At 33.5% G+C, this 13256-nt stretch carries 12 protein-coding genes; 10 read left to right on the top strand and 2 right to left on the bottom strand.

From position 1 onward, the window contains the following. Window positions 1-373 precede the first annotated feature (373 nt). The 4 genes from PH4a_RS15410 (at window position 374) to yqfB (ending at window position 3637) form a co-directional block, all read left to right on the top strand. Window positions 374-1522, top strand: a complete 1149-nt coding sequence (locus PH4a_RS15410) for an MFS transporter (RefSeq protein WP_064719942.1) — start codon at window positions 374-376, stop codon at window positions 1520-1522. A 159-nt stretch (window positions 1523-1681) separates the two neighbouring features. Beyond that, the gene (locus PH4a_RS15405; protein ID WP_129040977.1) at window positions 1682-2290 is read left to right on the top strand and encodes a DNA-3-methyladenine glycosylase family protein; all 609 of its coding nucleotides are present in this window, start codon (window positions 1682-1684) and stop codon (window positions 2288-2290) included. 91 nt (window positions 2291-2381) lie between these two features. Next, window positions 2382-3215 (top strand): bifunctional DNA-binding transcriptional regulator/O6-methylguanine-DNA methyltransferase Ada, encoded by an 834-nt coding sequence (ada, locus tag PH4a_RS15400; RefSeq protein WP_129041950.1) that lies wholly within the window; start codon window positions 2382-2384, stop codon window positions 3213-3215. 101 nt (window positions 3216-3316) lie between these two features. Then, the gene (gene yqfB, locus PH4a_RS15395; protein ID WP_064719940.1) at window positions 3317-3637 is read left to right on the top strand and encodes a N(4)-acetylcytidine aminohydrolase; all 321 of its coding nucleotides are present in this window, start codon (window positions 3317-3319) and stop codon (window positions 3635-3637) included. A 59-nt stretch (window positions 3638-3696) separates the two neighbouring features. On the opposite strand, the gene PH4a_RS15390 is transcribed toward yqfB, so the two are convergent. After that, on the bottom strand, window positions 3697-5433 hold the full coding sequence (locus PH4a_RS15390; RefSeq protein ID WP_129040975.1) for an ABC-F family ATP-binding cassette domain-containing protein: 1737 nt from the start codon (window positions 5431-5433) through the stop codon (window positions 3697-3699). Between the two features lie 941 nt (window positions 5434-6374). Between PH4a_RS15390 and ddlA the strand changes: the two genes are divergently transcribed. Beyond that, on the top strand, window positions 6375-7475 hold the full coding sequence (gene ddlA / locus PH4a_RS15385; RefSeq protein WP_129040973.1) for a D-alanine--D-alanine ligase: 1101 nt from the start codon (window positions 6375-6377) through the stop codon (window positions 7473-7475). A 61-nt stretch (window positions 7476-7536) separates the two neighbouring features. Here the strand turns inward: ddlA and PH4a_RS15380 are convergent, their stop codons facing one another. Further along, on the bottom strand, window positions 7537-8412 hold the full coding sequence (locus PH4a_RS15380) for a DMT family transporter (RefSeq protein WP_129040971.1): 876 nt from the start codon (window positions 8410-8412) through the stop codon (window positions 7537-7539). A 168-nt stretch (window positions 8413-8580) separates the two neighbouring features. Between PH4a_RS15380 and PH4a_RS15375 the strand changes: the two genes are divergently transcribed. From PH4a_RS15375 to PH4a_RS15355, 5 genes are all read left to right on the top strand, one after another. Continuing rightward, window positions 8581-9915, top strand: a complete 1335-nt coding sequence (locus tag PH4a_RS15375; protein WP_129040969.1) for an aminotransferase-like domain-containing protein — start codon at window positions 8581-8583, stop codon at window positions 9913-9915. Between the two features lie 41 nt (window positions 9916-9956). Next, the gene (locus tag PH4a_RS15370) at window positions 9957-10811 is read left to right on the top strand and encodes an HAD family hydrolase (protein WP_064719930.1); all 855 of its coding nucleotides are present in this window, start codon (window positions 9957-9959) and stop codon (window positions 10809-10811) included. 291 nt (window positions 10812-11102) lie between these two features. Further along, complete coding sequence (locus PH4a_RS15365; protein WP_244212899.1) at window positions 11103-11480, top strand: lysozyme inhibitor LprI family protein; 378 nt, start codon at window positions 11103-11105, stop codon at window positions 11478-11480. Window positions 11481-11671: 191 nt separating this feature from the next. After that, complete coding sequence (locus PH4a_RS15360; RefSeq protein ID WP_129040964.1) at window positions 11672-12205, top strand: carbapenem self-resistance protein CarG family protein; 534 nt, start codon at window positions 11672-11674, stop codon at window positions 12203-12205. A 219-nt stretch (window positions 12206-12424) separates the two neighbouring features. After that, complete coding sequence (locus PH4a_RS15355; protein ID WP_129040962.1) at window positions 12425-13225, top strand: MetQ/NlpA family lipoprotein; 801 nt, start codon at window positions 12425-12427, stop codon at window positions 13223-13225. Window positions 13226-13256: the final 31 nt, after the last annotated feature.

The raw sequence follows: 13256 nt of genomic DNA, 5'->3' as shown, positions 1-13256 counted from the left end.
AAAATCCTAAGGTTATTAAATTAAAAATGTTAATTTATACATTAAATATAAATTAATTAAATTATAGATGGTTATTTTGTTTGCATGAGTTTATTTTTAATTTCCGTAGAGTCATTAGTGATATAATAAATTAATTTATAATTATCGAGTAAAACATAAAAGATATATTTTTTATAAATATTATTTTTTAGTTATAGTTTTATTTATTACTAATTAAATTTTTATTATTGCTTTAAAATCAAAAGTATTTCTCAAATTAGTCTCTTAATCCTTAATAACAACTATGGCAAAATTGCATCACTTTACAGGATATTACCTTTAAGAAATGAATAACATATTGTTATTTAAGCAATAAAATAACCAAAGGATATTTATGCGACTCAATTTTCCCTTAATTGCTCTTGCAATGGGTGCTTTTGCTATAGGTGCAACAGAGTTTTCACCAATGGGAATGTTACCTCTTATTGCTCAAGGGCTAGACATTTCAATACCAACAGCAGGTATTGCAGTTATAGCATATGCAACGGGTGTTATGATTGGTGCACCAATTATGACTTTACTACTTAACCGATATTCGGTTCGTAAAGCACTAACTATATTAATGGGGTTATTTACGCTAGGTAATATACTTTCAGGATTATCTCCTGATTTTATATCGTTATTATTATCTAGGATTATTACTAGCTTAAATCACGGTGCTTTTTTTGGTATCGGTGCAGTAGTCGCAGCAAGTGTGGTTTTACCTCACCAAAGAGCTAGTGCTGTTGCTGCAATGTTTATGGGATTAACATTAGCAAATATTGTTGGTGTGCCTCTAATGACATGGTTAGGGCAAACAATAGGATGGCGGGGGGCTTTTTTAGCTATTGCCACACTAGGTGTTATTACTATTGCTGCACTACTATTTAGCTTGCCAACAATAGCCAGTAGAAAAGAAACCAATATACGTAACGAATTAAAAGCACTCACCAAAACGCCGGTGTTATTAGCACTTTTAACAACCGTATTGGGTGCAAGTGCTATGTTTACGCTATATACCTATATTGCGCCCATTCTAATTAATATTACTGATCTAGCACCTGAACGTATTATTTTTATGTTAGTTCTTATTGGGATAGGATTTACGTTAGGTAATTATTGGGGCGGAAAAGCAGCAGATAAATCATTAAATAAAGCACTTATCTCTCTTTTCCTATTACTAATTATTAGCATGATGGTTTATCCATTAGTTACAAAAACAGAAATTGGTGCTGGTATTGCTTTAGTTATATGGGGATTTGCTGCATTTGGTTTAGTCCCACCAATTCAAACAAAAGTAATGTTACTTTCTAAAGATGCGCCTGCACTTGCATCTTCAGTCAACATTGGTGCTTTTAACCTTGGTAATGCAATAGGTGCAGCGGCTGGCGGAGTGGTATTACAAATGGGTTTAGGCTACTCAATGGTACCGATTGCTGGCGGAATTATTGCGCTATTAGGATTATTATTAGTGTTATGGCAATGTCGCCGAGAATGTCACTAGTTAGGGTTAATGGTACATAATACAAAACTAAATAGCCTAACATTTATGTTAAGGCTATTTAGTTATAAAAAATTACCTTATTAGCAAGAAATGGAGTGCTATAAAACCCTATTGTCAGCCTATACTGAGTACAATCCGTTATCTTAATTGAGATGCTACATGTATTTTTGTTATGGTGAAAAAGAGATAAATACGCTAAAGCGGCGAGATAAACGCTTCGCTGGATTAATAGAGCGAATAGGTGAAGTTAAACGTCCACTCACACCTGATTTATTTACTGCATTAGTTAAAAATATCATTGAGCAGCAAATTTCCGTTTCAGCTGCCATAACCGTAAATCAACGACTATTAGATTTATGTTTGGGAGAATATACACCTGAACGCATCATCCAATTATCTGTAATTGATATTCAGCAATGTGGCATGACAATGCGAAAAGCGGGGTATATTTTAGGTATTGCTGAAAGCGTGCTAACAAGGCAATTAAATTTACACCAAATACCAACGTTAACAGATAAAGAAATTATACATACATTAACCCAATTAAAAGGAGTTGGTGTTTGGACAGCTGAAATGATGTTAATTTCTTCATTAAATCGACCTGATATTTTAAGTTGGGGCGACTTAGCTATTCAGCGTGGAATTATGCGTCTTTATCGCCACAAAACACTAGATAGAACACGCTTTGAGCGTTACCGCAAACGCTATTCACCTTATGGTTCTACAGCATCACTTTATTTATGGGCTCTATCTAAAGAGCCTGAATAAATGAGCAATAATCGGAGTGTACGACCTATTTTTTACGTTAATAATGTATCTGACATCCTAATTTGAGTTTTAATTCGAGAGAAAAGCGATGATGGAAGATAAACATAATCAACTTATTGAACAAGCTTGCCGCTTTATTGAAAAAAATAACGGTGATGTTTCATTGGCTCGCATTGCTGAGCATATTATGGTGAGTCCGTATCATTTTCATCGTTTATTTAAATCTATTATAGGAATAACACCAAAATCTTATGCTAATGCTTATCGCCAACAGTTAATAAAAAAAGCGTTATCTGAAAATTCACGAATTACAGATGCTATTTATCAATCAGGTTTTAATGCCAATAGCCGTTTTTATGAGAATGCTTCAGCAATATTAGGTATGACACCAACCGATTGGCGTACTGGTGGTGAAAATATTGTCATTTTTTTTGCCATAGGTATTTGCTCCTTAGGAAATATTCTTGTCGCTCAAAGCGAAAAGGGAATTTGCGCGATAACTTTAGGTGACGATGCTGATAATTTACTTGTCGATTTACAAAAGCAATTTCCCCACGCTGAGCTTATTGGAGCCAACAAAGAATTTGAACAAATCGTAGCTCAAGTTATTGGTTTTATAGAGTTTCCCTTACGGCCATTATCTTTACCATTAGATATTCAAGGAACAATTTTTCAGCAAAAAGTATGGAAAGCATTAATGGAAATTCCTTTTGGTTACACGGTTACTTACCAAGATATTGCGAATAAAATTGGTTCTCCAAAAGCTTATCGAGCAGTCGCTAATGCATGTGGCGCAAATAAATTGGCCGTTGCTATCCCTTGTCATCGAGTTGTAAGACAAAATGGTGAGCTATCGGGTTATCGCTGGGGAATTGAGCGCAAAGCAAAGTTGTTGCAAAATGAGCAAAAATTAATAAGTAAATGACGCTATCTTAAAAAACGGTGTTAATTCAACACAATCCCTCAATAATAAAAATTCTCATGGTAAGATAATTATTAAATTATAATTTCTTTGTGAGTCAATATATGTTTACTGTTCCAACTGAAATCACGTTCTTTGAACGTTTAATACCTTCTATTCTTTCAGAAAACAAAGTCATTACTATTCGAGATGAGAGTGAAAGCCATTATATACCAGGCTCTGAAGTTGAATTATTTGCTAATGAGCATCGGACTCACTATGGAAAATTAAAAATTTTATCCGTTTCTAAACTGCAATATAGTGATATAAATGAGTATCATGCACAGCAAGAGGGCATGGAATTATCGGTATTAAAAACACTAATTAAAGAAATTTATCCCACTACTGACTCATTATATTTAATTGAATACCGATTAATAAAATAGTGCTCTTTAAACCATAAAAGAAGGGAGCCTATCAGCTCCCTTAAGTTAACCAAGCGTATTTAATTCAGATTGAGAAATTGCTTTAATTGCTTAATTTCGCTTTCCCATTGTACTTGTAAAGCAGGTTTTTGATGGCTTACTTTGCGAGCACGATCTGCTGTCAGTTTTTCTTCAAGTTCAATTAATTGTATTAATTTTTCATCTTCATCATGATTAACAGATTGATTTTCTAGCTGAATATTAACAACATCGCTAGCACTTGCATCTAGCTTTTCTTGTTGCGAAATAAGCTGATAAATTATTTCTATATCATGATGTTCAGTTAAAATACCGTTATGAATATACCAAAACCGATTACAGCTATTTTCAATAAGTGCTCTATCATGGCTTACTAATAATATACCGCCAGAAAATTGACGAATTTGTTCTGCCAGTGCCTGTTTTCCATCCATATCAAGATGGTTAGTTGGTTCATCGAGCATTAATAACGAGTATTTAGCCAAACTTAACCCAATAAATAATAGCCGAGCACGTTCGCCACCACTTAAAGAACTCACAATTTGGCTATGACGAGAATAAGAAAACCCCGCACTAATAAGTGCCATTTTTCTTTGCTCATCTGTCAATGCAACAAAAGGTTTCAGGGCATCAATAAGAGTATCACTATCAATAAGTTGAGCCATTCTTTGGTCGTAATATCCCAATTCAACACGAGGATGAAGCCTAATAGTACTTTCGCCATCCGTTTTAATGGTTTTCATCGCCCAAATCATTCTTAATAGTGATGATTTTCCCGTTCCATTAGCGCCAATAATTGCAACTCGATCACCACTTTTAATACGTTGATATTCAACGTTATATAACATAGGCGCATTATTAGCAGGGGTAACAGACAACTGGTTTAATTCACAAAGCCTATCTGCTCGTAATGAAATACCAGAAAGTTGTAGAACCCATTGATTACCTTCGGTTATATCAACTTGATCGTCTTTTAAACGAATAATCTGTTTTTCCATTTGTTTAGCTTTACGGGATAAGTTTTCATTATCATAAACATGCCCCCAGGTTGCTAATTGCTTAGCACTTTGCGCAATACGATCAATTTCATTTTGTTGAGCTTCACGCCGATGTTGCGCACTAATATCTTGTTCTTCTTGTGCTTGTCGCGCTTGAGAACAGGGCAGACGAAATAATGACAGCATTTTATTTCGAATAATCCATGTGCAATTTGTAACCTGATCTAACAATGTATTATCGTGTGAAACCAAAATAAAACTACCACGCCAATTTTTAAGAAATGACTCTAACCATAAAATGGTTGGAAGATCGAGATGGTTGCTCGGTTCATCTAATAGCAATAAATCAGGATCAATAATTAACGCTCTGGCTAATAATAAACGAGTGTGTTGACCTCCACTTAATTGTGATATTAATAACGTTTTTTCATGTTCTTTAAAACCCATTTCAGTTAATAGCAAATCGGCTCGCCAACCTTCAGATAATCTGTATTCTTCAGGTAATTTATGAAGGGTCGCATCCATTAAAGTTACTGACTGTAACTCATTAGGTAAATGTTGCTCTATATAAGCCATAACGGTTTTATTCGCGATGGAAATAGTACCTTCACTAGGAGATAGTTGATTTGATAGCAGTTTTAATAACGTACTTTTTCCACAACCGTTATAGCCAATTAGACCTATTTTCTCACCTTTAGTCAGAGCGAGTGAAATATTATTTAGCAATAAACCGTGGTTATTATGAAAAGACAGATTTTGTGTAGATAATAATGTGCTCATAGCTTACTCATTTTTAGGCGCAAAAACGCCTGGGCATTATCAAGCGATAACCCTGTAAGCTGAGGATAGGTAATAATTAACGTCGCTCAGGCAGGTTAACGCAGTAAAAAACTGTGAGAGCCTGAGCTATTACGATTACCAAAGAAGTGTGAATATTCGATTAGATCACACAACAACATAATTAGCCTCCTTATTTAAATTAATGGGTTGATAGGTAGGCTCATTCTAGCAAAATGATTTTCGTTTTTACAATATATCTTTTGTACAAAATAGTGTCATTTGGTGTGGATATTTAGAATTTATAAAGCAAGATGAAAATAATCGGTCTATAGAAAAATCCCTACCGTTTATTGCTTATTGCGATTTTATGATTAAGCGAAAAGCTAGCTTGAAAATGATTTTTTCAGGACAAACTCGAATGTGTTCCAACTTTTTTTAATTGGATTAGTTCTTTAATTTTTTTATCAATCTCTTCAATTTTAAATTGAACTATATTTCTATCAATTTCAGGTATTTTCTGATGTTCACTGGGTTATGTTATTTCATTTAATGAAAAATAAGCTTGCTGAGTTAAAGATATTCATGCTAATCGAGTGAGGAACTCTGGATGATATACTCGCTTTAACTCTTTACGACCAATACCTTTTTTTTATAATAACGGATTGCAGATGAGGCTAGACCGGTTGATTGGGATACTTCCGTAATATCCATTTTGGTAAGCTATTTTTTTTCTATTTTTGTGCTCATCCCATATTCGATAGCATTGTTGCCCATGTAAGGCTATTGCAAAGTAAAATAGTGATTTTTTAACGCGCTAAATCATAGAATTTCATCATTTTATCGTAATTTTTCGCAGATAAGAACTATCTGCCTACATTGGGCGTTTTGAACATGATATATTGCTATCTATTCGCTATAGCTGTCCTATAAAAGGTTAGAAAATGAGTAAATTAAGAGTCGCTATTATTTTTGGTGGAAAATCCACTGAACATCAAGTTTCACTTCAGTCAGCAAAAAATATTATTAACGAATTAGATAGAACGAAATTTGACCTCTGTTTAATCGGCATTAATGAACAAGGCCAGTGGCATGAATATTCAGAGACTGATTATTTATTAAATAGCGATAATCCTAAAACCATCTCATTAAGTAAACCACTGCGTGCTGTTGCAATTATTCCTGGTAGTACAAAAAACCAATTTATTGCCCTTGAAGATGGCAAAGCATTACCTCAAATTGATGTTGTTTTTCCAATTGTCCACGGCGCTTACGGTGAAGATGGTACATTACAAGGCTTATTACACATGATTGATATGCCTTATGTTGGACCAAATATCATTAGCTCTGCTGCTTGCATGGATAAAGATGTTACTAAACGTCTACTAGATGGCGCTGGGTTAGCGGTTGCTCCGTTCATTACTGTGATGAAACATCAAATTAATGAGATTTCTTACAACGAAACCGTGCGCCAATTAGGTCTTCCTCTTTTTATTAAACCAGCAAATCTAGGTTCTTCTGTAGGTATTAGTAAGGTAAATAACGAAGCAGAATTTAATGCAGCACTGACTATGGCATTTGAATATGATTTAAAGGTTATTGTTGAAAGTGCCATTGTAGGCCGTGAAATTGAATGTGCTGTTTTAGGAAATGAAACCCCTGAAGTTAGTCCTTGTGGAGAAATCGTATTAAACGACGCATTTTATGCCTATAACACAAAATATATTGATGATGATGGAGCTAAAGTTATTGTGCCTGCAGTAATCAATGACGATGTCAGTTTAAATATTCGTCAAACCGCACTGAAGGCTTATCGTGTATTAAATTGTTTAGGTATGGCGCGTGTTGATGTGTTTTTAACTCAAGATAATCGTGTAGTCATTAATGAAATTAATACACTACCTGGCTTTACCAATATCAGTATGTATCCGAAATTATGGCAAAGTGCTGGTCTAGAATATAAATCGCTTATTACTAAGCTGATTGAGTTTGCACTTGATTACCATAAAAAAACATCAGTATTAAAAACAAAATGTGAGCTTTAATTAACAAAACATATTTAAAATCCTCGCCTAAAATAGGGCGAGGATTATATTAATTTATACATTAAGCATATTTTCGTGATCCTGCGACACAAAAAATAACTGCTATCGTCACTAATAACATAATAATATTTACTGATTCATTAAGTAATGTTGCTGCCAGTGCTAAGCCAAAAAAGGGTTGTAATAATTGAAGCTGACCAACGGCTGCAATCCCACCTTGAGAAAGACCTTTGTACCAAAAAATAAAACCTATTAGCATACTAAAAAGCGAAACATAACCTAATCCTACCCATGCTGAAGTTCCGATAACACTTAATGAGACTGGCATCAGAATAAAAGTAAGAATAAACATAATGGGTAATGAAAAAATTAATGCCCAACAAATAACTTGCCAACCGCCAAGTGATCTCGTTAATGTCGCGCCTTCTGCATAACCTAATCCACAAACAATTACAGAGGCTATCATCAATATATTAGCGCTAATAGATGATGTACCACCTTGAGATATCGCATATCCCATTACTAATAAACTACCAATAATAGAAAATAGCCAGAAAATAGGGCGCGGTTTTTCACCACCGCGTATTACCGCAAATATGGCGGTTGAAAGCGGTAATAACGCTAAAAAAACTAAAGAATGTGCAGATGTCATTTCCTGTAGCGCAATTGCTGTTAATAAGGGGAAACCAACAACAACACCTAAAGAGACTACGGTTAATGATATCCATTGTCGTAGTGTAGGTAGTGTTTCTTTATAAAGTAATAACATGCCAAAAGATAATAGCCCAGCAATTGTTGCTCTTGCGGCTGTAAGAAAAAGAGGATCAAACTCAAGTACCGCCGCTTTTGTGGCAGGTAGTGAACCACTAAAAATTAGCATACCAATAAAACCATTTATCCATCCTCTTTTTCGTTCATTTTGACTAACTTGCTGCATAAGTGATCCATTTTTTATTATGATTAATATTTAATAAAAGCAAAGAGTTATATTTTTCTATGCTTAGGATTATATGTAGTTTATCTACATGTAAACGTGTAACTTGCTGTGCTTTATATTATGGAGCACAATCATGACAATCAAATAATTGTCATGGATACAATTTCTATGGTTCAACCACGCTATAAATTATTAGTTGATAAATTTGCTGAAGATATTCGGGATGGAAGACTATTACCGGGTACTCGCTTACCAACACATAGAAAATTAGCTGCAGAGCATAAAATGTCGCTAGCTACTGCAAGTCGAGTTTATTCTGAACTAGAAAATATGGGGCTAATTAGTGGAGAAACCGGAAGAGGGACATTTGTTAGAGAATTATCGTTGCCAGCAAATTATGGCATAGAAAATCCGGCTGCCGCCGATATGTTAGATTTAAACTTTAATTATCCATCATTACCTGTTCAAGCAGAACTTCTCCGTAGTGAATTAAAGCGACTTTCAACTTCTGGTGAAATAGAATCTCTTTTACGTTATCAACCTCATGGCGGTAAAACACATGAGAAAATAATTATTTCTAACTATTTAAATAAACGAAATATTACAGTAAAACCTGAAAATATAGTTATTACGAGTGGTGCTCAGCAAGCTATTGCACTCACTTTGCTCGGTTTATTAAAACCCGGGGATGTTATTGCTGTTGATGCATTAAGTTATCCCGGATTTAAACTTGCTGCATTAGCCCATCATTTAGAAATAGTAGCAATACCTATCACACCAACAGGAACTGATTTTGCAAAACTGGAAATATTATGTAAACAGAGGGCAATTAGGGCATTATATTGTATGCCGACGCTACATAATCCGATGGGGTGGGTTTTAACTTTAGCCCAACGCCATCAGTTAATTAATTTGGCACGAAAATATCATTTTCTTTTAATTGAAGATGCAACTTACTCTTTTCTAGTTAAAAAATCACCACCAGCAATTGTCACGCTAGCACCTGATATTACTTGTTATATTTCTGGATTTTCTAAAAATGTAGCATCTGGATTACGTGTCGGATTTATAGTCACCCCCCCCAAAAAAACTTTATTAATAGAACGCGCAATGAGAGTAACCACTTGGAATACTCCGGCCTTAATGACATCTATTGTTTGCCATTGGATACAGGAAGGAACAGTTGATAAATTAGAAACGTTATTGCGTAAAGATGCTCAACTACGACAAAAAATGGTTGATGATATTTTTAAGGAAATGATAATAATTCGTCATCCTTCCTCTTATTTTTTATGGATCCCATTACCTGATAAAACAAGAGCCGATCAAATAGTTGCTGCACTACGTCGTTTGCATATTTCGGTTGCAACAGCAGAACCTTATGCAACTACACCTTATATTCCTCATGCTATTCGTATTGCATTAGCGTCTATTGATCTCAATTTATTGCATGATGCATTGACAAAAATTCGTGATGTTATTGAATATCATATAGACCTATAGAGCGTCATTATTCAAACTGCAGAGAAAAGGGAAATAATACAATGGAAACCCGACTCAAATGTGCACTAATTTATGATTTTGATGGAACGCTAGCTAAAGGAGATTGTGCACAACATGGTGTCATGCCTAGCTTAGGTATTCAATCACCTGAAGAAATAGGCTTATTTTGGCAAGAAGTAAAAAAACGAGCCAAAGAAAATGATGGCGATGAAATTTTATCTTACCTTGGTGTATTAGCTGAAAAAGCAAATATCTTAGGTTCAGAACAATTAAGTAAAGAAAATCTGAGAAAACACGGACAATCTATTCCTCTGTTTAAGGGCGTCAAAGAATGGTTTGAACGGATTAATGAATATGGCCAACAGCATGGTTTAGACATTAAACATTATATTATTTCAAGCGGATTGACTGAAATGATAAAGGGTTCAGCTATTGGACAACAGTTTGAGCAAATTTATGCTTGTAAATATTACTATTCGGCTAATGGCAAAACAGCATTATGGCCAGTATTAGCCATTAATTACACCACAAAAACTCAATTTCTTTTTAGGATAAATAAAGGCATTGGCAATGCTTGGGATAATGAAGCAGTAAATGAATTTATCGAATTAGAAGAACGAGATATTCCTTTTGAACGAATGATCTATTTTGGTGATGGCGATACAGATATTCCATCAATGAAAATGATCCGCTATCAAGGCGGTTTTTCACTTGCTGTATTTGATATAGATAAGTGGAAAGAACCAAAAACACAAAATAAAGTGCAAAAATTAATTGCAGAAGAACGGGCCAATTATGTACTTCCAGCAGATTTTTCAGAAAAAAGCCAATTAGATGTCACAGTTAAAGGACTATTAAAACTATTTGAACGAAAAAATAGAGTAAATACGAAATAGGATATTAATTTCATTTAAATAACCCCAAAGTAAGATTATTTTTTAAAACCAACTTAAGTTAGTTGGTTTTTTGATTAATTTATATTAAAAACATATTTATTATAAATAAAGATTCAAAATAATCACTGTAACTAAATTAATTCAACTAAAAGTGATAGAGGAAAATAGCTTATTTAAGGTCGATCTTCATCGAATTGTTACTCAAAAAAATCGCTACAATCTTAAATAATTTACTTTAAGGTGAAAGTAAATATTATTCAGTCATATTTTAGTTAATAGATGGGTGGTATAATGAAAAAACTTATTTTATTAAGCGCAATATCTGGTGGTATATTATTTTGGTCTATACATATACAAGCAGATAATTTTGATTGTCGTAATGCGGCAACTCAAATAGAAATAAATCAATGTGTTCAACTCGATTTTCAGCAGCAAGATGATGAACTTAATCGCATTTATCAGCAATACCATGAAAAACTCGATAACATTCGTAAAGAACAACTAAAACAGGCTCAAGTTGTATGGATAAATTTCCGCAATCTCTCTTGCCAGTATGAAGCCGACTATTATCAAGGCGGTAGTTTAGCACCAATGGTATACAGCAGTTGTTTAAAAGATAAAACTAAAGAACGTATTAGCGATCTTAAAAACTACATTGCTTTATATTAATTTTATTCTAAATTAAATTAAAATTTTTTTGATATGTTCTTTTTTGTAATAAATAAAAACCTATTTTTAGATAATAATTTATTTATTAAATAAAATAGTTTTGTATTATTTTGAAACATAAATCCCCTTGACTAATCATTGCTACAAAGTAGTCTGATGCGCAGATCACAAATAAAGAAGAAATCAATACAATGAATAAGATAAAGAGGCTTGGGGTAGGGTTATTTTTTACATTAATACCATTTTCAGCAATGTCTTTTGATATTGGTCTGAAATATGGTGTTAATCTTATCGATTTTGATGGGGACGGTATTGAAGACATAGTGATTAAGTCTAGAAGAGCCTTAAATAGCACCACAACTGTAGATATGGTCACGGTTTATATAAAAGGTAATGACGACAGAACTTATATCGTTCCCTCAATCTACGCTAATGCGTCAAGCCTGTATGATAGCTATATAAAAGATACTAATATAAAAATCTCTGATTTCAAATTTATTGAGAAGAAAGGCTACGTTATTCTGTTAAGTTTAGAAAAAATTGGTAACAATTTGTTAAACCCTGCACCTATTCGATTTTCTAGCTACAGAATAGCAGAACAAAAAAACAATAATGAAGAGCTGTATAGGTGGAAATTCTCATCTCACTGTGTTACAGAGGTAGATTATCTTAGTGTAGATGAAGCATTTTCTGACAGCTGTTTTAATAAAATAATTAACGAATAAAATATATAAAAAAAGTCAACCACTCCAATTATGATTAGTTTATTTTCTCCTTATAAAACAATACATTATAAATGTATTGTTAATATTCCTTTTTTTATGTGCATAGACTACTTGTATCATTTCTAGTTCCTTGTTATTAATCTATTACTAAGATATTTCTTATGTTGGAATATTTGCTGATAAATTCGTTTTTATCGTGGCCTGTTTAAAGAGGGAGATATGAAGGAAATTATTACGGGTTTACTTCTAGCCTCAATAACGCTATTTACCGTATCTTGTTCTCAAGAAGATGAGAATAAAGTAAAAGTGGCAATTAATACTGGACCCGATCAAGTAATTTGGGAAGAAGTCATCCGGTTAGCAAAGTTAACTGAAGGATTAGATGTTGAAGTTATTGCTTTTAACGATTATGAGCTTCCCAATAAAGCATTAGCAAATAAAGAAGTAGATGCAAATGCGTTTCAATCAATTCCTTATCTTCAAACTCAAATGAAAGAGCATAATTATAAATTTCATATTGCCAGCAAAACCTTTATATTCCCGCTTGCAGCATACTCCAAAAAAATAAGTGACATTAATGAATTAGAGATTGGCGGTCATGTGGCTATTTCAAATGAAGCAAGTATGAGAGGCAGAGCGCTATTATTATTAGCAGAAAATCAACTCATCACGTTAAAAGAAGGTGTTGGATTTTCACCTACAATTGAAGATATTGTTTATAATCCTAAAGAGCTCTTTTTTGTCGAATTTGATACACCGAAACTAACAGATGCACTGAACGACCCAACAATTAGCGTTGCTTTTATTAATAACAATTTTTCTTCGCAAATGGGATTATTAGCAACACGTGATGGTTTGATTTTAGAAAATAAAACTTCACCTTATGTAAATATTATTGTCACTCGTGAAGATAATAAAAATGATGAAAAAATCAAAAGACTCATTAATGTTATTCAATCACGACAAATCGAATTAAAAGTAAAAGAAATGTATAAAGGCGATGCTGTTAGAGCTTGGTGACACTATGTTTTATATGCTTTTCTGTATCTAA

This window comes from Proteus hauseri (genome assembly GCF_004116975.1).
GTDB classification, from domain to species: Bacteria; Pseudomonadota; Gammaproteobacteria; order Enterobacterales; family Enterobacteriaceae; genus Proteus; species Proteus hauseri.
Note: the sequence above shows the minus strand (reverse complement) of the source record. Positions and strands in the feature narration are given on the sequence as shown.

Bases quoted from the DNA above. Each gene is read 5' to 3' on its own strand.
- PH4a_RS15410 (WP_064719942.1), top strand. From the start codon at position 374: ATGCGACTCAATTTTCCCTTAATTGCTCTTGCAATGGGTGCTTTTGCT.
- PH4a_RS15405 (WP_129040977.1), top strand. From the start codon at position 1,682: ATGTATTTTTGTTATGGTGAAAAAGAGATAAATACGCTAAAGCGGCGA.
- ada (WP_129041950.1), top strand. From the start codon at position 2,382: ATGGAAGATAAACATAATCAACTTATTGAACAAGCTTGCCGCTTTATT.
- yqfB (WP_064719940.1), top strand. From the start codon at position 3,317: ATGTTTACTGTTCCAACTGAAATCACGTTCTTTGAACGTTTAATACCT.
- PH4a_RS15390 (WP_129040975.1), bottom strand. From the start codon at position 5,433: ATGAGCACATTATTATCTACACAAAATCTGTCTTTTCATAATAACCAC.
- ddlA (WP_129040973.1), top strand. From the start codon at position 6,375: ATGAGTAAATTAAGAGTCGCTATTATTTTTGGTGGAAAATCCACTGAA.
- PH4a_RS15380 (WP_129040971.1), bottom strand. From the start codon at position 8,412: ATGCAGCAAGTTAGTCAAAATGAACGAAAAAGAGGATGGATAAATGGT.
- PH4a_RS15375 (WP_129040969.1), top strand. From the start codon at position 8,581: ATGGTTCAACCACGCTATAAATTATTAGTTGATAAATTTGCTGAAGAT.
- PH4a_RS15370 (WP_064719930.1), top strand. From the start codon at position 9,957: ATGGAAACCCGACTCAAATGTGCACTAATTTATGATTTTGATGGAACG.
- PH4a_RS15365 (WP_244212899.1), top strand. From the start codon at position 11,103: ATGAAAAAACTTATTTTATTAAGCGCAATATCTGGTGGTATATTATTT.
- PH4a_RS15360 (WP_129040964.1), top strand. From the start codon at position 11,672: ATGAATAAGATAAAGAGGCTTGGGGTAGGGTTATTTTTTACATTAATA.
- PH4a_RS15355 (WP_129040962.1), top strand. From the start codon at position 12,425: ATGAAGGAAATTATTACGGGTTTACTTCTAGCCTCAATAACGCTATTT.